We start from the raw sequence: 18128 nt of genomic DNA on the forward strand, positions 1-18128 counted from the left end.
ATGCATCGTATTGACACACCTACTGCGCAGAAAGATAAATTCGGCGCGGGCAAGAACGGCTTTACCCGTGGAAACCCGCAAACAGGAACGCCTGCCACTGATTTGGATGACGACTATTTCGACATGTTGCAGGAAGAACTGGCGGGAGTAGTCGAAGCAAGCGGCGTTAACCTGGAAAAATCAAAACATAACCAGTTACTTACTGCCCTGAAAGCACTGCTGCTAAGCCGCGCACATCCTTTTGCAGATATTAAAGCAGACGGAGCTGCAGCAATTGCAGAGGCTCTCTCAAACCTTGGAATTGACAGGGTGGAGCAGCTCAATAACGAAACGAAAATTTATGCCGGGAATGATCACTCCATATTTTTTTCAATCAGAAATGATGGCCTGTGGGGTTTTTACGATCCAGAACATGGTTTTATTCCTCTGGGTATTGAGCAGGGTGGAACAGGTGCAAAGGATGCAGGCGGGGCCAGAACTAATCTTGGCCTGGGTGCCGTAGCCACTGAAGACATAATCCCTGTAGCTAAAGGCGGAACTGGTGGAGTTACGGCAGGCGGGGCCAGAACTAATCTTGGCCTGGGTGCCGTAGCCACTGAAGACATAATCCCTGTAGCTAAAGGCGGAACTGGTGGAGTTACGGCAGACGCGGCCAGAAATAATCTGGGGCTGGGCAATGCAGCAACAGGCCATGTAAGAACCGGCAAGGTCTCACGGTCCGGTGATAAATTATTTGATACCCCGTTCCCCAACGAATGTACTGCCATTGCATTCGGCGTAATGATTGGTCAAGCCTGGATGTTCTCTCCCTATGTCACGTACCTTAATAAGACGGGTTTTGGTTTTGATGGTCGGTGCTGGAGTGGCTCTGGTGGTATCCAACCATTCAGTGAAGATGTTTATTACATTGCCTGGGGAAAATAAGATGACATATCAATACAGCGCTAAGAACAACGCATTTTTTCGTACTGCTGAGCTGGCGAATTATGAGGATGCGGGTTGGGATCTAGCTGACCTGGTTGACGTAACCCCTGAGCAATTTACTGCGTTCACTCAGGATCGAACCGTTGATGGATTAGTGCGCATCGCAGGCAATGACGGCATGCCAACATGGGGTGAAATCCCCCCACGTACGCCAGAAGAACTTGAAGCAGATGCGGTGTCAAAAAAATCATCTCTTATCGCATATGCAACATATATTATTGACCCACTTAAGAATGCTTTTGATGGTGACTATATTGATGATGCAGATAAGCCAAAACTCACTGCGTGGCAGAAATATCGCTATGCACTGACAAAGGTTGACCCAGTCAACCCTGTCTGGCCTGAGATGCCAATATAGGAACGTTTACGAAAATGAAAATCCGCCACAGCGTAATCAAAATGTAACTGTGGCGGACATTGAAAATCTTTACTCACTCACTAACCAGAATTCAGCCTCTTCAAACATTTCCTGAACAGTACGGCTTATCTGTTCCTTCTCATGCTTGCTGGCGTCAGTGTTGATCGCCGGCAGTGTCATCACCGGTTTTACCCAAGTACCAGTATCGGGAAAAGGCGCGGTTTCACACTTATTTCCCTTAGAATTACATCCTTTACATTAGACCTATGAATACAAGATGAAGTGCCACTTATTTGGCTAAAATGCAAACATAAATCTAACTTGGATGTGGTTTTGCGTTATTTTATAACGTTCTTTTCTAATAAAAAACATAAAGAAATATTTGTTTTAGCCGATAATCTGTTATAACTGTATCTATTTGATTCACGACAGATAGTAGAATGTATGTTGTTACATAGGGTCAGGCATATAAAGAGGTCGGTGTGAAGAATAACCACAATTTAAAACGAATTAAGCCTTATGTGATATCAATCACGTTTTCATTTTTTATTTTTTTCTCATTGTCTGAGATTTCAATGTATTATATATACAAGGAGAGGATTGCATCATATACAGAACGAGTTTTGAATAGAAGCGTTAGTCTCATTCAACAGATTGATAAAATAAATGATAGTTATGAAATATTTAATGCTTATAGTCCTTGTAGTGAACTACAACTTCATGCTCTAAGAGTGGCCTTATGGCCCTATGCTCTTATAAAAGATATATCATTTATTTCAAATGGTGCAGTCATATGTAGTGCTTTATGGGGAGTGTTGCCAGCACCATTGCTTCTCAATATCTATGATAGAAAAGTTGAAAAGGACAATGTAACTTGGTTTTTTGGTGTGTTACTGGAAAATAATGTAAAAGCTGATTTGCTAAGCAATCAAAAATTAGCCATAACGATTTCACCATTTGCATTTAATAGATTTGTTACAGACCATGAAGAGAAGGGGTTTTCTGCAATTGTAGGTGACAGAGATCATTCGCTTCATTTGTTCAAACTTGGTGAGCAGGTCGATCTTCTTGAAGAGGCTCAGCATGATAAATCCTACCAACTAGGACTTATTACCACGCAAAGCTGTAATAAAAATAATAATGTCTGTGTCATGGGGGGAGTTAAATTTCCGTGGATGAGTTTCGATAGTTGGCTAACGATGTTGTTGATTTCCTTTACATCTATTGTAACCGGTGTTCTTCTGGGCGGTTTTTATAATCAAAGAGTTGCACGTAAGCAATCATTAGTTTCAAGATTAAAAAATGCGATAAGAAGCGAATCATTATATCTTGTGTATCAACCTATTTATAAAATAAAAACCGGAAAAATTATTGGTGTGGAAGCACTAATTAGATGGGATGATCATGATATTGGTAGCATTCCTCCTGATATTTTTATCCCTATTGCAGAGAAGCATGGTTTAATCCAGGAAATAAGTGATTTTGTATTTCGAATGGCAGTAAAGCAAACCATGTCTCTTTCTGAGGAATTTGATATTTTTATAAGCATTAATGTTAGTTTTCAAGACCTTCTGTCGGAATCATTTCAAGAAAAAGTGTTTCAGATGATTGATGAATCAAATATAAAACCTGGTATGATAATGATGGAGTTAACAGAAAGGCAGAGCGCGGAAATAAATTCCCTCCAAAAGGTTATTTCTTTATTTAATAATAAAGGTATATCAATAGCTATTGATGATTTCGGGACTGGTCATTCAAATTTAAACTGGCTATCAAATTTACAAATAGATGAAATTAAAATTGATAAATCAATTACAGATTCTATCGATGAATGCTCTATAAATAATAATGTATTGTCAGGGTTGGTGGAGATTTTTAAAGATATAACTCACAAAGTTGTTTTCGAAGGTGTAGAAACATCAACTCAGGTGAAATATTTAACTGAAATGTTCCCTGAGTGCGGTGTCCAAGGGTGGTATTACTCAAAGCCACTATCTATAGATAAATTGACAAAATTAGTCGAGGATGCCAATTTGCCTTAACATTTAACACTTTATTTTCATTGTTTTCGCATTCTATATAACACGTGTAACCGCGAGCTATATAAATTTAACTGCAGAAGGATTTTGATATCTTGCCGCATTCAATCTGCGAGTTGGTTCAAAATTGTATGTAATGTCATGTTCGGCTTCATCAGAGAGCTGGCCGAGTTAGGCTTCACGCGTCATTGACTGGGAATATCTTCCACACAGTCTCACCTCTAGGTTGTACTTTGAAGTATAGGTTTTAGCTCAGAAAGTGTTGGTATATTAAGTATGGATAAACGCGTAACTAGTTGAATTTTATGAAGTGGAAATATTGTGGATATACCAGCAAGAAAAGTTAAGTTATTGAAAATATTACCAATGAAATCGGTCTCGAAAACCGGAGTAGGGGCAACTCTACCGGGGGTTCAAATCCCCCTCTCTCCGCCACTATTCAAGCACTTGCACGCCTCGCTTTCAACGACAGTTCTCATGGATGTTTTTTTCTTTGAGTATCCTCACAAGTTTATCGTTGTAATGCCCGTGTGATAAAAAAATACGTTTCGTATAAATAAAAAGCCCGCTTCATATGAAGCGGGCTTGCTTGTTTTTGAGTCAATTAGAACTGGTAGACTAAACCAACCGCAACGATGTCGTCAGTTGCGATACCATTGCTTTCATAGAAGCTGTCGTCTTCGTCCAGCAGGTTGATTTTATAATCGACATAGGTGGACATGTTTTTGTTGAAGTAGTACGTCATGCCCACATCAACATATTTTACCAGGTCTTTGTCGACATAACGCCAGTTACCACGACTGACTTCCTGACCACCTAAATCGCTACCTTTAGATTGCAGGTAAGCGATGGAAGGGCGCAGACCGAAGTCGAACTGATACTGTGCAACAACTTCAAAGTTCTGCGTTTTGTTGGCAATACCGCCTTTCGCGGAGCCATCATCATTTTTTCCGCTACCGTATGCTGTCATGTTACGGGTTTCTGCGTACATAGCAGCCAGGTACACGTTGTTCGCGTCATACTTCGCACCAACAGTCCATGCATCTGCTGTTTCACCGCCTGCATAGCTGTTGCGATGATTAATTCCATCTTGATAACCTTTAGCAACCTGGTTATTTGAACGGTCAGAACTGGAGTATGCTGCCCCGAGGCTTAAACCGAAGTCGAAATCATAGGAGGTTGACAGGCCGAAACCGTCGCCGTTCTCTCTAGATAATTTACGGTTCTCACCGTTACCAGTACCTTCGCCTGCTCCTGCACTTTCATTATTACCCTGGTATTGCAGGGCGAAGTTCAGGCCATCAGCCTGGCCAAAGAAACCATTATTGCGGTAGGTGGCCACGCCGTTGGTACGACCAGTCATATAGACGTCGGTCTGGGTGTAGCTATCGCCACCGAATTCCGGCAGCATATCGGTCCAGGCTTCAATGTCGTAGACCACGCCATAGTTACGACCGTAGTCGAAAGTACCGTTTTGGCCAAAACCTAAACCGGCAAAGGCCAGACGGGTCGCAGAATTTGCGCCTTCACCTTCAGCTGTGTTGGCCTTAATGTTATATTCCCACTGGCCATAGCCAGTCAGCATCTCATTAATCTGTGTTTCGCCCTTAAAACCCAGACGGGCATAGGTCTGATCGCCATCGTCGCCAGGGTTATCAGAGAAATAACGCAGACCATCGACTTTACCGTACAGATCCAGTTTATTGCCGTTCTTATTATAGATTTCAGCCGCATTTGCTGCGCCTGCAGCTAATAAAGCAGGGAGAAGCAGTGCCAATACTTTTCTTTTCATTATGTATTCCCTTTGCATGATAATTAAAATGAATATGTAGTACTATCCGAGTGACTACATTTGGATACTATCCGTGAAGTTCATTTAATTTAAAATATAACATGTAACAAATGTATTTAAAATATTTCCAAATGTTTCTTGGGTGCATTTTTATAACTTTGAATGTATGTGTATTACATTGTTATTTGTAAAATAAATCATTTTAATCAATATATTATGTATGGTACATTATTTATTTTTGGAGTGCATTTTATTTGTCATGAGAATTTGTTTTTGTTATTCATATAATATATTTGTCGATATTGAGATTTTGGGTTTTATAAATTCATGAGGGTTTTGTTTTCGGTGTGATAATAAAAAATAATTATGTGATGGGGCAGGCAGTGGTTTGCAATGATAATTGTTGCTAAGGTGATTTTCTTTCTACAAAGGGAGATAGCATGGAACTGCACGACTGGCAGTCGCAATTTGAAGCCTGGTTAGCTGATAACCATTCCGGACAAGATGCTGCACATGACATCTTTCACTTTCGACGTGTGTGGATGACGGCGCAAAAGCTGGGTACAGATGCCCCCGTGGACTGGCTGGTGGTGCTGACCGCATGCTACTTCCACGATCTCGTCAGCCTGCCGAAGAACCATCCTGAGCGTCATCGTTCGTCGGTACTGGCAGCTCTGGAAACACGTCGCGTTTTGATGCGCGATTTTCCGGATTTTCCACGACAGCGGTTATCGGCAGTGTGTCATGCCATTGAGGCACACAGTTTTAGCGCCAAAATCGCGCCAGAAACCCTTGAAGCCAAAATCGTGCAGGATGCTGACCGGCTTGAGGCGCTGGGTGCAATTGGTTTAGCGCGCGTGTTTGCCGTTTCAGGGGCGTTGGGGGTTTCGCTGTTTAATGCGGAAGATCCGTTTGCCCGCAAGCGTAGCCTTGACGATAAACAGTACGCGCTCGATCACTTCCAGACCAAATTATTGACGTTGCCGTTGACGATGCAAACCGAACGAGGGCGGTATTTGGCACAACATAATGCGGATTTTTTACTGACGTATATGGCGAAGCTGAGTGCGGAGTTAAAAGGAGAATACGAAATGCTGGATCTTGACGCGATTCAACCCTTTAAAGCGCGCTAGTCGCCAGTTCGGCTGAAACGTCAATCGCGCTAATTTATGTTAATCTGTCGGTTATCCATTTCTGCCGGTTAAATGTATGCAGGATAATTTTTCAGTAGCAGGCTCCATGAACCCGATGACAGATGAAAACGAGACCGACGTGCAGGTGATGTTGGCCAAGTTGCTTGAAATATATGACGTGAAAACGCTGGTTGCTCATCTGAATGGCGTTGGCGAGAACCGCTGGAGCCCGGCCATCTTTAAGCGAGTGGTTGCTAATGAAACATGGCATCGCCTCAGCGACCGCGAGCTCATTCATCTGAATACTTTGTTGCCGAAACCACCTGCGCATCATCCGCACTATGCCTTTCGCTTTATCGATCTATTTGCCGGCATTGGCGGCATTCGTCGCGGCTTTGAAGCGATTGGCGGGCAGTGCGTGTTTACCAGTGAGTGGAACAAGCATGCGGTGCGCACCTATAAAGCGAACAACTACTGCGATCCGCTCCAACACCGCTTTAATGAAGATATTCGTGATATCACACTCAGCCATCATGACGGGGTGAGTGACCAGCAGGCGGCAGAACATATTCGCCAGCATGTTCCTGAACACGACGTGCTGTTGGCCGGATTCCCTTGCCAGCCATTTTCTCTGGCTGGTGTATCAAAGAAAAACGCGTTAGGGCGGGCCCATGGTTTCGCCTGTGATACGCAAGGCACGCTATTTTTTGACGTGGTGCGCATTATCGATGCGCGTCGGCCAGCCATATTTGTGCTCGAAAACGTCAAAAACCTGAAGAGTCACGATCAGGGCAAAACGTTTCGCATCATTATGCAAACGCTGGACGAGCTGGGTTATGACGTGGCGGATGCGGCGGATAACGGTCCGGACGATCCGAAAATTATCGATGGGCAACATTTTTTGCCTCAGCATCGCGAACGTATCGTGCTTGTCGGCTTCCGACGCGATCTAAATCTGAAATCAGACTTCACGCTGCGGGATATCGTCACGCGTTATCCGCCGCGGCGTACCACGCTGGCGGAACTGCTTGAGCCGACCGTCGATGCGAAATATGTGCTGACGCCGGTGCTGTGGAAATACCTCTATCGCTATGCGAAAAAGCATCAGGCGCGGGGCAATGGATTTGGCTATGGCATGGTGTATCCCGGTAACCCTGATAGCGTAACGCGCACATTATCTGCGCGTTATTATAAGGATGGGGCGGAGATCCTGATTGACCGTGGCTGGGATATGGCGCTGGGTGAAAAAGATTTTGACGATCCGCAGAATCAGCGCCACCGCCCACGCAGACTTACGCCCAGAGAGTGCGCGCGTCTGATGGGGTTTGAATCTCCGCAGGGCTATCAGTTCAGGATCCCCGTGTCGGATACCCAGGCTTATCGCCAGTTTGGTAATTCGGTGGTCGTTCCGGCATTTGCGGCGGTGGCCAGGCTGCTGGAGCCGAAAATCAGGCAGGCAGTTGCTATTCGCGAGAAAGAGAATCAGCGTGGCGGACGTTCACGATAAAGCAACACGCAGTAAAAATATGCGGGCGATAGCTACCCGCGATACCGCAATTGAAAAACGCCTTGCCAGCGTGCTGACAGAGCAGGGGGTAACTTTTCGCGTGCAGGATGGGACGTTACCCGGTCGCCCCGATTTTGTGGTGGATGATTATCATTGTGTGATTTTTACTCACGGCTGTTTCTGGCACCACCACGATTGCTATTTGTTTAAAGTCCCCGCGACACGAACGGAATTCTGGCTGGAAAAAATAGGCAAAAATGTCCAGCGCGATGCGCGGGATTGTGAAAAGTTGCAGGTTCTGGGCTGGCGCGTACTGATTGTCTGGGAGTGTGCCCTGCGTGGTCGCGAAAAGCTGGACGATGAAGCGTTATCTGAACGTGTCATCGAGTGGATCTGCGGCGGTGGTGACACCGCGCAGATCGACACTCTCGGTATTCATTTACTGTAACGTTTTTTCCGACGGGGTAGCAACGGCATCCGCTTTAACAGGGAACAGGTATTTCCCCAACGTCACCAGCACCACAGCAAACACGATCACGCCGAGTGCCAGCCATTCGATAGGAGCCAGTCTTTCTCCCCCCAGACCGGTACCTAACAGCACGGCAACAACCGGATTGACGTAGGCATAGCTGGTGGCTAGCGCCGGGCTGACATTGCGGATCAGGAACATATACGCATTAATGGCAATAATGGAACCAAACAGGGCCAGGTAAGCCACCGCCATAAAGCCTGAAAATGTTGGCATGGTGGTCAGTTTTTCCCCGGAGAGTAGCGATGCACACATCAGCACTATACCGGCGGCTAACATTTCAATGGCTCCGGCCATCATGCCAACGGGTAGGGTAATGCGTGAACCGTACACCGAGCCAAACGCCCAGCTTATCGAACCGATCAGGATTAAAATAGCGCCCCACGGATTGCCACTTAAATTGCCTCCGCTGTTTAGCATGATGATCCCTGCTAGCCCAATCGCTATCCCCAACCATTCCAGCTTGCGCGTTTTGATGCCAAAAAAGTGGCTAAAACACAGCGTAAATAGCGGGACGGTGGCGACCACCACGGCGGCAATACCAGAAGGGACATTTTGATGTTCTGCGACGGTGACCAGCCCATTACCTACAGCCAGCAGCAGGATACCAATTAGCGCGGCGTTCAGGATTAGGCGTAAGGGGGGCAGCTTATGCCCACGAATAAGTAAGAAACTTGTTAATAAAATTCCCGCGGAGAGAAAACGTACGGCTGCCATCATTAACGGCGGCCAGCTTTCAACGCCAATGCGAATAACGAAGTACGTGGAACCCCAAATGATGTACAGCGCGAATAGCGCACTGAAAAGCGGTAACAATTGCCTGAAACGCATAATCCCTCACGGTGGAAATAAAAAGGTGCAACATAGTAAACGTCAAAACTATCTTACTGGCGAGATTTATAATTACGTGTTGATGTTAAAAACTTGTTGACCAGAAAGGTCAGTTTCAGCATGGCGTGTTTTACTTCATACTTATGACTGCAAAAAAATAATATTGAGGGTGAAAATTTTGGCAGGAAGTAGCTTACTGACCTTACTCGATGATATCGCCACGCTGCTGGATGATATTTCAGTGATGGGAAAACTGGCCGCGAAAAAAACCGCGGGCGTGCTGGGGGATGATCTGTCGCTTAATGCGCAGCAGGTGTCGGGCGTGCGGGCTAACCGCGAACTCCCGGTAGTCTGGAGCGTGGCGAAAGGATCGTTTGTTAACAAAGTTATTCTGGTGCCGTTGGCGCTATTGATAAGCGCATTTATCCCCTGGGCGATCACCCCCTTATTAATGGTAGGCGGGGCGTTTCTCTGTTTTGAAGGGGTGGAAAAGGTTCTGCATACCCTGGAGGCGCGTAAGCACAAAGAAAGCCCGGAGGAGCGTCAGCAGCGTCTGACTGCTCTGGCCGCACAGAATCCACTCACCTTTGAGAAAGATAAAATCAAAGGGGCAATACGTACCGACTTCATTTTGTCTGCCGAGATTGTCGCAATTACGCTGGGTATTGTCGCGGACGCGCCCTTGCTGAATCAGGTGTTGGTACTATCTGGTATCGCGTTAGTGGTGACCGTGGGCGTGTATGGCCTGGTTGGGATTATCGTTAAGCTTGACGACATCGGGTACTGGTTGGCAGAAAAGCGTAGCCTGCTTGCCCAGTCGCTGGGCAAAGGGTTGCTGGTGGTTGCCCCCTGGCTTATGAAAACACTTTCTGTGGTCGGCACGCTGGCGATGTTTTTAGTGGGAGGCGGCATTGTGGTACACGGAATATCGCCGCTGCATCATGCGATTGAACATTTTGCTCAGCAGCAAAGTACATTGATTTCGCTAATGCTTCCGACCCTGCTTAACCTGGTGCTCGGCTTTATCATCGGTGGGATTGTCGTTCTGCTGGTAAAAGCTGTCGCCAGAGTGCGCGGAGTTTCGCACTAATTGTTACAGGACTGATTACGCAAAACGCCTCTTTGTCATCTAAGGTGTAAAGGTTTCTCTTGATACAGGAGGCGGGTATGGTCTTTTCTGTCAGTGAGGAAGTCACCTCCAAAGAGGGTGGCCCACGTATGATCGTTACCGGGTATGCCAGCGGAATGGTGGAGTGTCGCTGGTACGACGGCTTTGGCGTTAAACGGGAAGCATTCCGTGAAGATGAACTGGTGGTGCCTGGCGAGCGAAGACAGCTCTCCCAGGATGCCTGAACATTTGGCTCGACCGTAACCTGGTGATCTCTCACCCATTAGTTATATTTATCATTCCGGTGAGAATTATTTACTTGTCAGGCAAAAAAATTGCAGATAAGGTTTGGTTCACATCAGATTTTCTGGTGTAACGAATTTACAAGTGCTTCTTGCATAAGCAAGCTTGATCCCGACCCGATAAGGGCCGGGATTTTTTTCGCCCTCAGTCAGCGATTGATCTCCGACACGCTAAAGTCATGGATATCAAGCTCGAACGCATCGGCCAGTTCATGCCATGTATGGTAATCACGCCCGTCAACGCTGACGCGCTCCGGGTCATCCTGGCTACGATGAATTTCACTCTCGCAGATTTCGTTGATTGCCTTTAGCAGCGCGTCGACATCGACGCTGACTTCACGTTTGGCCGTATCGCTGTACTCTTTCGCGGTTTTCATCCTCATACCTCTCAACCGTTAAGGATACCGGGGGAGCGTACCCAAACATCAGATACGTACAACTTAAGTATAGACCGTCGATAAAACCCGCAATCGCGCGTGCACAGCGCTGCCAGAAAAAGGAATTTGTTCTACACTGGCACAAAGCCACAGGAGGAAAACTATGAAGGTGAATGATCGGGTCACAGTCAAAACGGACGGCGGTCCTCGTCGACCGGGCGTGGTACTGGCAATCGAAGAGTTTAGTGAAGGCACCATGTACCTGGTTTCGCTGGAAGACTACCCGCTCGGTATCTGGTTCTTTAATGAATCAGGTCATCAGGATGGTATCTTTGTGGAAAAAGTGGAGTGACATGAGTTCTGCTGTTTGATTCTGACTGGTGGAGTCGCCACCAGTCAGAACGTCTTAGCGCATATTCACAAAGATACCATTGGTGACGTTATCCGTAAGCCTCACAACGTGATAGATAACTTGCTTATTATGCGTTTTAATCTTTCGTTTTATATTCCCCTTATGGGATGACACCGTCTTGGCTTTGATATTCATTTGATCTGATATCTGTATTGTTCCCTGACCCTCCATCCACATACGCAGCATGCTGGATTCGGTTCGACTTAATGATAATGTCGGCAGATTCACATCAATAGCAATATCTACTTCCTTTTTCAGAATATCGCCAAGTAGTTTATCCAGTGAGTCAGGTTTAATCGATTTAGAACTAATCAATAAATTTTTTCTGACGAGTAGATATTCATCAAAATGCACGTTGGCAATTGCCATAAACACAATAAATAATGTGCTGGGATGCTGATTAATGATTTGCTTTATTTGCTGGCTATTAGCAGGATCGTGGATAAAGCAGTCCTCATTAATAAACACCACAGCGGGTTGTTGAGAGACACAGGCGAGACTGAGTTCATCAACGTTGGAAATGTTGTTGATTTCCCTTTTTTTCACTCCCCGACTTACCAGATATCCGGTTAACCCTAGTCGGGTGTAACTGCATAAATCCATAATAATCGTTGACATGGCATACCCTCACTCAATGCGTAACGATAATTCCCCTTACCTGATTATTTCATCACAACTAAACGGAATAATAACGACCCAAGATGACGCTTTCGCTGTTTTTCAGGCGAATTTACTATCCCGTAAAGTTGCGTATAATTTGCCAGGAAACATCTTAAAGTAAAGTGAATGTTGCGTTATGTGAGTGAGGCAAAAACAAATAAGCCGCGACAGAGATATCCTGGTGGATGTTGTCACTTTTTAAATTTAGGACAATCCTTAGTAAAACAGGATAAAAAATAAGGGTTATTATTTTCCAGGCATTTCGCTGACGATATCGGCCAGTAAATTAAAAATTTCACTGAATAATCGTTCGCAGAATGGCGCAATTAATGGCATTAGTGCCGCCATTAGTGAAATACCTACGGTCAGAGTGAGAGGAAAGCCGATGACGAAAACCGACAGCTGTGGCGCCATGCGATTTAACAAACCAAGTGCGAGGTTCAGCGTGAGCAGCAGCGTCATTACCGGCAGGGCCAGCATTAGCCCATTGAGGAAAATCAGGCTGCCCGCCCGTGCCAGCGCGAGAAACGCATTGCTGTTCACCGGATTGCCGCCGATGGGCAGAGTATGAAAAGTATCTACCAGCAGCGATATCAGCCATAAATGGCCGTTAAAGGTCAGGAACAGCAGCATGGCGAGCATGTCGATCAGTCGAGCCAGTACCGGCATATTCAGACGGCTACCGGGATCGAAGAACGTCGCGAAGGAAAGGCCCATTTGCAGGCCAATTAATTCCCCGGCGGTACGTACTGCGGCAAACGCAAACTGCATGGTGAAGCCTAAAGCGATACCGATCAGGATTTGTTGCATTGCCTGCCAAAGCGCGCCAACAGAAAAGATGGGGACGTCAACGGCGGGAATCGACGGGGCAATAACGACGGTAATCATCAATCCCAGCCCCAGCTTTACCCGTTTAGGGATGGCTCGTTCACTGAGGATGGGGGCCGTTGAGATGAGCGCCAGTATGCGCAGCAAAGGCCAGAAGTATAAATTCAGCCAGTGGAGCCACTCAACGCTGGACACCTGCAACATAACGTTGTCTACCCGATGATATAGGGGATATTGCTGAACAGCGTACGCACGTAGTCGAGCAGCAGGTTAAGCATCCACGGGCCAGCAACAATGATGGCAATAAACACCGCGACAATTTTGGGGATGAAGGACAGCGTCATTTCGTTAATCTGGGTCGCCGCCTGCAGAATACTGATGATAAGACCTGTGACCAGAGCGACCAACAGCAAAGGCGCAGCAAGGGCCAGGGCGACTTTCATCGCCTCTGTGCCCATCATCATGACCGATTCAGGAGTCATTTCGCGCCTCTAACTGTAAAAGCTTTGTGCCAGCGAGCCGACAAGCAGCTGCCAACCGTCTACCAACACAAACAGCATCAGCTTGAACGGCAACGCGATTGTGGCGGGCGGTACCATCATCATCCCGAGCGCCATCAGCACGCTGGCAATCACCAGGTCGATAATCAGAAACGGGATAAAAATGGTAAAGCCTATCTGGAATGCTGTTTTCAACTCACTGGTGACATAAGCAGGCAGCAAAATTCGCATCGGCACGGCTTCTGGTCCCTGTAACGGACCGCTGTTTGCTAAGCGCGCGAAGAGTGCCAGATCGGCTTCACGGGTCTGGCGCAACATAAACTCACGCAGCGGCTGGGCGCCTTTCTCCATTGCTTCCTGCATGGAGATCTTCTCTTCGCTGAACGGTTGGTATGCGTCAACGTAGATTTTATCGATCACCGGCGACATGATGAAAAAGGTCAAAAAGAGCGCCAGGCCCAGGAGCACCTGGTTAGGCGGTGCAGAGGGGGTACCCAGCGCATTTCGCAGTAGACCGAAAACGATGATGATGCGGGTGAAGCTGGTCATCATCAGTAAAATTGCAGGCAGGAACGTCAGCGAGGTGATGAACACCAGCGTCTGCACGGGCAACGTCCAGTTTTGTCCGCCGCCCGGCAACGGCTGACTGACCAGACCCGGGAGTTGGGCGAGGGCAACGGGGCTGAAAAGCCACAAGCCTGCCAGCGTAAGCGATAACAAACGGCGCATCAGGATCTCCCAGGACGCTTCAGCAAACTCTTCATCATGGCCTGGAAATCCGCAGGGGAGGCCGTTTTTTCTTCTGCATCGGCAGGTGCCGGGGGCAGGGTGTGCAGGACGTTAATCTGCGAGGTTGTGACGCCAAGTACCAGACGGGCATCTTCGACCTCGACAATCACCACGCGCTCACGTGGACCCAGTGAGGTGCTGGCCGTAACTTTCAACCCGCGCGTACCGGCACTTTTGGGGGCAAACCCTAGACGTTTAATGACCCAGGCCGCCGCCAGGATCAAGACGATGATCCCGAGCAGCGCGCCGCTTACCTGCACCAGCGGTGAGCCGGGAACGGCGGCGGGTTGAGAAACAGTAGCCTGGGTATTCATGATTAACGGCTCAGACGGCGCATACGTTCAGACGGGGTGATAATGTCAGTGATACGCACACCGTATTTATCCGCAACTACGACGACTTCGCCCTGCGCAATCAGATAACCGTTGATCAGAATATCCAGCGGTTCGCCTGCCAGACCATCCAGTGCGACAACCGAACCCTGCGTCAGACGCAGCAGCTCTTTGATGGTCATGCGGGTACGGCCCAGTTCGACGGTCAGCTTGACCGGAATGTCCATGATCAGGTCGATGTCCTGCAAAGCACCGCTGACGTCGCCGCCACCTAACTGCTGGAATACCGCATCGGCCGCACTTTTGGTGGGCGTGGTTTTTTGCTCGTTTAACGCGTCAGCCCACAGATCGTCCAATGCGCCAGTGTTCTCATCGGACGGATTATTCATATCACTCATTTGGGCTGTTCCTCATTCAGCGAATTCAAAATCGGGTTTATCAGATGTTCTACGCGTAACGCATACTGACCGTTTACGGTGCCATACTGGCTGGTCAGCACAGGCACGCCGTCCACATGAGCAATAATGCGGTCGGGTTTTTCAATCGGCAGTACATCGCCGGGTTTCAGTTTTAAAATCTGGGATAGCCGCAGCGGAATGTCGGCAAAGTTTGCCACCAGCTCCAGCTCAGAATGCTGAACCTGACGCACCAGATTATTGCGCCAGTTCTGATCTTCATTACGTGAGTTTTCCAGCGGCGGATTCACCAGCAGCTCACGCAGTGGTTCAATCATGCTGAATGGCAGACAGATGTTAAATTCACCGGTCAGGTTGCCAATTTCAACGTGGAACGGGGTATTCACCACGATGTCGTTCGGAGAGGTGGTGATATTGGTAAATTTCACCTGCATCTCGGAACGAACGTATTCCACTTCCAGCGGGTTGATGGCCTTCCACGCGTCGCTATAGCTTTCCAGCGCCAGCTTCAGCATGCGGTTGATAACGCGCTGTTCCGTGTGTGTAAATTCGCGACCTTCGACTTTCGTCGGGAAACGACCGTCACCGCCAAACAGGTTGTCTACGGCGATAAATACCAGACTCGGTGAGAACACCACCAGACCCGTACCGCGCAGCGGCTTCAGGTGGATTAAGTTCAGGTTGGTCGGAACCGGTAAGTTGCGCGCAAATTCATGGTATGGCTGGATACGGATCGCACCCACGGTAATATCTGGGCTACGGCGCAACAGGTTAAATAACCCCATACGGAACTGGCGCGCAAAGCGTTCGTTAATGATCTCCAACGCCTGTAAACGCTCACGTACCACGCGACGCTGAGTGTTGGGATCATAAGGACGAATATCGCTTTCTTTTGCGATACCTGAAATGGGTTCGTCTTTGGTTTCGCTATCGCCGTTGAGCAATGCGTCGATTTCAGCCTGAGAAAGAATACTGTCGCCCATGTCTTTACCGCAGAATAAAAGCTGTATAAAGAACGTCGGTGACAACCTGTTTCGGCTGTCCAACAACGAGCGGAGTCGCCAGCGTCTCTTTGATGGCGGTAATCAGCTGTTGCTTACCTTCCTCGGTGGCGAGTGTGGCTGCATTCTGACGAGAGAACAGCAGCAGCAAGCGGCTGCGCACTTCCGGCAGATATTCATTAAGACGTGAACGTGTCGCCTCATCTTTCATGCGCAACGTGATACCGATATACAGCACACGGTCTGCATCACCCAGATTGACGGTAAAGGTATCCAGCGCAAAGAACACCGGGGCTGGCGGTGGAGGCGGTTCCGCTTTGACGCTGGCGGACGGCTGCTGCTGCATGCGCCAGTAGCTATAACCCGCAGTTGCGCAGGCGGCGAGGGTAATTAATACCAGCAGAGGGATCCAAATAGCGCGTTTACTTTTTTTGTTAATCGCGGAGTCAGTCATCAGATACGGGCTTCCTGTTTCGGTACAGCTTATGGGCTGATTATCCCGTGTCCTGTCCACGACAAAGCGTGGAAAAGACGCGGATAATCATGCTACCTCTGGCGTTAGGCGAAGATGTCTACTGCGCCATCGCCGCGGGCAGCGGCTTGCAGTGAGGCTGGGGTTGCCAGTATTGCGTCATCTTCAGCAGCAAAAATGTCTTGTCCCTGAGCGCGACCCGCCTGCTGTTGCTGCCCGGAAGACTGCTGTTGTCCGGCGAAGCTTTCACTGCTGATGTTGCTTTGCCCCAGTTGGATCCCGCTTTCAGCCAACTGCGTACGCAGCATCGGTAATGCGGCTTCCAGTGCGGCGCGCACGTGACTGTGCGGTGAAACCATTTGCAACTGTGCGAGGTTGTCGTCCATCTTGAGGGAAATATGTACCTGACCCAGGTCCTGCGGATGCAGACGCAGCTCTGCGCTTTGCTGGCCCTGGCGCGTGAACAATGTGACGTGCTGGCTCAGCGATTGCTGCCATTCATGGCTACCTAACGGAGCGCTTAACACCGGCGCGGCCGTCGGTAACGGTTGTGCGTGTGTTTGCGGACCACTTAGCGGGGCCGCAGTCATGCCAATGCTGGTTGGTGACGGGGTGCTGTCGATTTCAGCTCTGGCGTTCGCCGCCGCCGTCAGCGGGGTTAATGTTGGATTGTTTACTTGATTTGCACCACCGCCAGCAACCGTGACATCCGCTTTGCCTTTTTTGGCATCACCCGCCAGCAATTCGCCAGCGTTATCGGCGATAGCACCGTGTGCAGCGCCACGTGACAACGCCGAAAGCGTGGCATCAACTGGGGCTGGTGCGCTGTCGACGGCAGGCGTAGCCAGCGGTTGTCCTGGCAGCATGGCGAACAACGCGCTCAGATTGGCGAGATCGTCATCACTCAGCGTGGTGTTTTTTTCGTCCTGCTGAGCAACTTTGCCCAGTGTCGTCAAGGCATTAGCTTTTAGTGAAGGTGTGAGAGCAGACAACAGTTGCTGAGCGTCCGTCATGTCGGCAAGAGAAGCCTCGGTTTGTAGCTCCTGTTGCGCCAACAGATCGGTTAATTTGACCGACTGCGCGGCATCGCCATTTTTTTGCAGTAACCCTTTTTGCAGCTTACTGCTGGCCGCCTGTAAGTCGGCAAGCGACAGAGGTGCGTCTTTACCTTGCGCGTCGCCCGCGCCTAATGCGCCAGCCAGCAGCGCTAAAAAATCCTCGGGTGAATCTACCGCTTTGCCTGACTGAAGACCTGCGGCTACGTCGGTGTCGGTGGTAATCAGTTGGGGTAAAGTAATCATTCGGGTTTCCTCATAGCTGCGCGCTGAGCAAATTCATCCATTTTTTTCTGATCCAGACGGTTTTCGGCCAGTAACGCCGCCGAGGTTTGTCTGTCCTGCAACGTCTGCCACGCCTGTAATCGTTGTTTTTTGTCGCGCCAACTGTTCAAAGCCATGTCCACTTTTTGCGTCCACTGATTGAGCTGTTGGCGGTGTTGCTCAATCGCTTTTTCCAGCGTCTGTATAAATTGCTGGTAGTTAATCCAGCGATTGCTGGTAATACCCTGGCCCATATCGGTATTCAGATTGTTGCGATACTCATGCTGATAATCGATCAGCATTTTTAACTGTTCTTCCGCCTGCTGACAGCCACGACGCATCTCTCCTAATAAGACAGCGGCGTCATCTACCTCTTTTTCAGCCAGGTCTTTCAGTGTTGCTAACGCACCATGTTGTGCCATGACCTATGCTCTCCTGC

21 protein-coding genes, 1 tRNA gene and 2 pseudogenes are annotated in these 18128 nt (G+C 48.3%); 10 read left to right on the forward strand and 14 right to left on the reverse strand.

Features of this window, described 5'->3' with window-relative positions; genetic code table 11:
* Both OGY72_RS25005 and OGY72_RS23955 read left to right on the forward strand, forming a co-directional pair.
* Window positions 1–924: a hypothetical protein gene (locus OGY72_RS25005; RefSeq protein WP_470288199.1), complete on the forward strand. Its 924-nt coding sequence runs from the start codon at window positions 1–3 to the stop codon at window positions 922–924.
* A gap of 1 nt (window position 925) precedes the next feature.
* The gene (locus OGY72_RS23955; protein WP_170987860.1) at window positions 926–1342 is read left to right on the forward strand and encodes a tail fiber assembly protein; all 417 of its coding nucleotides are present in this window, start codon (window positions 926–928) and stop codon (window positions 1340–1342) included.
* Window positions 1343–1411: 69 nt separating this feature from the next.
* On the opposite strand, the pseudogene OGY72_RS25010 reads toward OGY72_RS23955, so the two are convergent.
* Window positions 1412–1555: pseudogene (locus tag OGY72_RS25010) on the reverse strand (DinI-like family protein); the annotation flags it as partial.
* 269 nt (window positions 1556–1824) lie between these two features.
* Here OGY72_RS25010 and OGY72_RS23965 point away from each other — a divergent pair.
* A complete protein-coding gene (locus tag OGY72_RS23965; RefSeq protein WP_286550007.1) occupies window positions 1825–3384 on the forward strand; it encodes an EAL domain-containing protein in 1560 nt (519 codons plus the stop codon).
* 309 nt (window positions 3385–3693) lie between these two features.
* A tRNA-OTHER gene (locus OGY72_RS23970) sits at window positions 3694–3816 on the forward strand.
* Between the two features lie 169 nt (window positions 3817–3985).
* Here the strand turns inward: OGY72_RS23970 and ompC are convergent.
* Entirely contained in the window at window positions 3986–5173 is a 1188-nt protein-coding gene (gene ompC / locus OGY72_RS23975) for a porin OmpC (RefSeq protein ID WP_148361818.1), read from the reverse strand.
* A gap of 440 nt (window positions 5174–5613) precedes the next feature.
* Here ompC and OGY72_RS23980 point away from each other — a divergent pair, with 440 nt between their 5' ends.
* From OGY72_RS23980 to OGY72_RS23990, 3 genes are all read left to right on the forward strand, one after another.
* A complete protein-coding gene (locus tag OGY72_RS23980) occupies window positions 5614–6306 on the forward strand; it encodes a phosphohydrolase (RefSeq protein ID WP_286550011.1) in 693 nt (230 codons plus the stop codon).
* A gap of 76 nt (window positions 6307–6382) precedes the next feature.
* Window positions 6383–7813 (forward strand): DNA cytosine methyltransferase, encoded by a 1431-nt coding sequence (locus tag OGY72_RS23985; RefSeq protein WP_032934488.1) that lies wholly within the window; start codon window positions 6383–6385, stop codon window positions 7811–7813.
* Window positions 7794–8261, forward strand: a complete 468-nt coding sequence (locus OGY72_RS23990; protein ID WP_003834064.1) for a very short patch repair endonuclease — start codon at window positions 7794–7796, stop codon at window positions 8259–8261. The genes OGY72_RS23985 and OGY72_RS23990 overlap by 20 nt, the downstream gene beginning before the upstream one ends.
* On the opposite strand, the gene yedA is transcribed toward OGY72_RS23990, so the two are convergent.
* Window positions 8253–9173, reverse strand: a complete 921-nt coding sequence (gene yedA, locus OGY72_RS23995; protein WP_003834062.1) for a drug/metabolite exporter YedA — start codon at window positions 9171–9173, stop codon at window positions 8253–8255. The two genes, OGY72_RS23990 and yedA, sit on opposite strands and share 9 nt — an antisense overlap.
* A gap of 178 nt (window positions 9174–9351) precedes the next feature.
* Here yedA and OGY72_RS24000 point away from each other — a divergent pair, with 178 nt between their 5' ends.
* The gene (locus OGY72_RS24000; RefSeq protein ID WP_286550015.1) at window positions 9352–10263 is read left to right on the forward strand and encodes a DUF808 domain-containing protein; all 912 of its coding nucleotides are present in this window, start codon (window positions 9352–9354) and stop codon (window positions 10261–10263) included.
* A 77-nt stretch (window positions 10264–10340) separates the two neighbouring features.
* The gene (locus OGY72_RS24005) at window positions 10341–10526 is read left to right on the forward strand and encodes a YodC family protein (protein WP_003834060.1); all 186 of its coding nucleotides are present in this window, start codon (window positions 10341–10343) and stop codon (window positions 10524–10526) included.
* A 206-nt stretch (window positions 10527–10732) separates the two neighbouring features.
* On the opposite strand, the gene yodD is transcribed toward OGY72_RS24005, so the two are convergent.
* Window positions 10733–10960, reverse strand: coding sequence for a YodD family peroxide/acid resistance protein (gene yodD, locus OGY72_RS24010; protein WP_003030417.1), 228 nt, complete (start codon window positions 10958–10960; stop codon window positions 10733–10735).
* A gap of 163 nt (window positions 10961–11123) precedes the next feature.
* Here yodD and dsrB point away from each other — a divergent pair, with 163 nt between their 5' ends.
* Window positions 11124–11312 carry a protein DsrB gene (dsrB, locus tag OGY72_RS24015; protein WP_003030419.1) on the forward strand — a complete coding sequence of 63 codons (189 nt, stop codon included), beginning with the start codon at window positions 11124–11126 and terminating at the stop codon, window positions 11310–11312.
* 54 nt (window positions 11313–11366) lie between these two features.
* Here dsrB and rcsA read toward each other — a convergent pair whose 3' ends face one another.
* The 10 genes and pseudogenes from rcsA to fliJ form a co-directional block, all read right to left on the reverse strand.
* On the reverse strand, window positions 11367–11990 hold the full coding sequence (gene rcsA, locus OGY72_RS24020) for a transcriptional regulator RcsA (protein ID WP_003030421.1): 624 nt from the start codon (window positions 11988–11990) through the stop codon (window positions 11367–11369).
* A 233-nt stretch (window positions 11991–12223) separates the two neighbouring features.
* Window positions 12224–13064: pseudogene (gene fliR, locus OGY72_RS24025) on the reverse strand (flagellar biosynthetic protein FliR).
* Between the two features lie 8 nt (window positions 13065–13072).
* A complete protein-coding gene (gene fliQ, locus OGY72_RS24030) occupies window positions 13073–13342 on the reverse strand; it encodes a flagellar biosynthesis protein FliQ (RefSeq protein ID WP_003030425.1) in 270 nt (89 codons plus the stop codon).
* A 9-nt stretch (window positions 13343–13351) separates the two neighbouring features.
* Entirely contained in the window at window positions 13352–14089 is a 738-nt protein-coding gene (gene fliP / locus OGY72_RS24035; RefSeq protein WP_003834056.1) for a flagellar type III secretion system pore protein FliP, read from the reverse strand.
* Window positions 14089–14466, reverse strand: coding sequence for a flagellar biosynthetic protein FliO (fliO, locus tag OGY72_RS24040; protein WP_286550215.1), 378 nt, complete (start codon window positions 14464–14466; stop codon window positions 14089–14091). The genes fliP and fliO overlap by 1 nt, the downstream gene beginning before the upstream one ends.
* Entirely contained in the window at window positions 14466–14879 is a 414-nt protein-coding gene (fliN, locus tag OGY72_RS24045) for a flagellar motor switch protein FliN (RefSeq protein WP_003030433.1), read from the reverse strand. The genes fliO and fliN overlap by 1 nt, the downstream gene beginning before the upstream one ends.
* Complete coding sequence (fliM, locus tag OGY72_RS24050) at window positions 14876–15880, reverse strand: flagellar motor switch protein FliM (RefSeq protein WP_003030434.1); 1005 nt, start codon at window positions 15878–15880, stop codon at window positions 14876–14878. Before fliM ends, fliN begins: the two co-directional genes overlap by 4 nt.
* A gap of 4 nt (window positions 15881–15884) precedes the next feature.
* Window positions 15885–16352, reverse strand: coding sequence for a flagellar basal body-associated protein FliL (gene fliL, locus OGY72_RS24055; protein WP_003834054.1), 468 nt, complete (start codon window positions 16350–16352; stop codon window positions 15885–15887).
* A gap of 104 nt (window positions 16353–16456) precedes the next feature.
* Window positions 16457–17671 carry a flagellar hook length control protein FliK gene (gene fliK / locus OGY72_RS24060; protein ID WP_218667340.1) on the reverse strand — a complete coding sequence of 405 codons (1215 nt, stop codon included), beginning with the start codon at window positions 17669–17671 and terminating at the stop codon, window positions 16457–16459.
* Window positions 17668–18111 carry a flagellar export protein FliJ gene (gene fliJ, locus OGY72_RS24065; RefSeq protein WP_003834052.1) on the reverse strand — a complete coding sequence of 148 codons (444 nt, stop codon included), beginning with the start codon at window positions 18109–18111 and terminating at the stop codon, window positions 17668–17670. Before fliJ ends, fliK begins: the two co-directional genes overlap by 4 nt.
* Between the last annotated feature and the right edge of the window lie 17 nt (window positions 18112–18128).

This window comes from Citrobacter sp. Cpo221 (assembly GCF_030332345.1).
GTDB classification, from domain to species: domain Bacteria; phylum Pseudomonadota; class Gammaproteobacteria; order Enterobacterales; family Enterobacteriaceae; genus Citrobacter; species Citrobacter portucalensis.

Excerpts from the sequence above, each read along its gene's own strand:
- OGY72_RS25005 (WP_470288199.1), top strand. The coding sequence starts at position 1 with ATGCATCGTATTGACACACCTACTGCGCAGAAAGATAAATTCGGCGCG.
- OGY72_RS23955 (WP_170987860.1), top strand. The coding sequence starts at position 926 with ATGACATATCAATACAGCGCTAAGAACAACGCATTTTTTCGTACTGCT.
- ompC (WP_148361818.1), bottom strand. The coding sequence starts at position 5,173 with ATGAAAAGAAAAGTATTGGCACTGCTTCTCCCTGCTTTATTAGCTGCA.
- OGY72_RS23980 (WP_286550011.1), top strand. The coding sequence starts at position 5,614 with ATGGAACTGCACGACTGGCAGTCGCAATTTGAAGCCTGGTTAGCTGAT.
- OGY72_RS23985 (WP_032934488.1), top strand. The coding sequence starts at position 6,383 with ATGCAGGATAATTTTTCAGTAGCAGGCTCCATGAACCCGATGACAGAT.
- yedA (WP_003834062.1), bottom strand. The coding sequence starts at position 9,173 with ATGCGTTTCAGGCAATTGTTACCGCTTTTCAGTGCGCTATTCGCGCTG.
- OGY72_RS24005 (WP_003834060.1), top strand. The coding sequence starts at position 10,341 with ATGGTCTTTTCTGTCAGTGAGGAAGTCACCTCCAAAGAGGGTGGCCCA.
- yodD (WP_003030417.1), bottom strand. The coding sequence starts at position 10,960 with ATGAAAACCGCGAAAGAGTACAGCGATACGGCCAAACGTGAAGTCAGC.
- dsrB (WP_003030419.1), top strand. The coding sequence starts at position 11,124 with ATGAAGGTGAATGATCGGGTCACAGTCAAAACGGACGGCGGTCCTCGT.
- rcsA (WP_003030421.1), bottom strand. The coding sequence starts at position 11,990 with ATGTCAACGATTATTATGGATTTATGCAGTTACACCCGACTAGGGTTA.
- fliQ (WP_003030425.1), bottom strand. The coding sequence starts at position 13,342 with ATGACTCCTGAATCGGTCATGATGATGGGCACAGAGGCGATGAAAGTC.
- fliP (WP_003834056.1), bottom strand. The coding sequence starts at position 14,089 with ATGCGCCGTTTGTTATCGCTTACGCTGGCAGGCTTGTGGCTTTTCAGC.
- fliN (WP_003030433.1), bottom strand. The coding sequence starts at position 14,879 with ATGAGTGATATGAATAATCCGTCCGATGAGAACACTGGCGCATTGGAC.
- fliM (WP_003030434.1), bottom strand. The coding sequence starts at position 15,880 with ATGGGCGACAGTATTCTTTCTCAGGCTGAAATCGACGCATTGCTCAAC.
- fliL (WP_003834054.1), bottom strand. The coding sequence starts at position 16,352 with ATGACTGACTCCGCGATTAACAAAAAAAGTAAACGCGCTATTTGGATC.
- fliK (WP_218667340.1), bottom strand. The coding sequence starts at position 17,671 with ATGATTACTTTACCCCAACTGATTACCACCGACACCGACGTAGCCGCA.
- fliJ (WP_003834052.1), bottom strand. The coding sequence starts at position 18,111 with ATGGCACAACATGGTGCGTTAGCAACACTGAAAGACCTGGCTGAAAAA.